At 54.4% G+C, this 329-nt stretch carries 1 rRNA gene; it reads right to left on the bottom strand.

What is annotated here, in order from left to right:
• Positions 1-329 (bottom strand): 16S ribosomal RNA (locus tag KFD70_RS29360); the annotation flags it as partial.

The following is a 329-nucleotide window of genomic DNA, read 5'->3' as shown; positions in this document are numbered from 1 at the left end:
CCACCTTCCTCCGGTTTGTCACCGGCAGTCACCTTAGAGTGCCCAACTTAATGATGGCAACTAAGATCAAGGGTTGCGCTCGTTGCGGGACTTAACCCAACATCTCACGACACGAGCTGACGACAACCATGCACCACCTGTCACTCTGCCCCCGAAGGGGAAGCCCTATCTCTAGGGTTATCAGAGGATGTCAAGACCTGGTAAGGTTCTTCGCGTTGCTTCGAATTAAACCACATGCTCCACCGCTTGTGCGGGCCCCCGTCAATTCCTTTGAGTTTCAGCCTTGCGGCCGTACTCCCCAGGCGGAGTGCTTAATGCGTTAACTTCAG

It is taken from the genome of Bacillus pfraonensis, assembly GCF_050768835.1.
GTDB classification, from domain to species: domain Bacteria; phylum Bacillota; class Bacilli; order Bacillales; family Bacillaceae_G; genus Bacillus_A; species Bacillus_A pfraonensis.
Note: the sequence above shows the minus strand (reverse complement) of the source record. Positions and strands in the feature narration are given on the sequence as shown.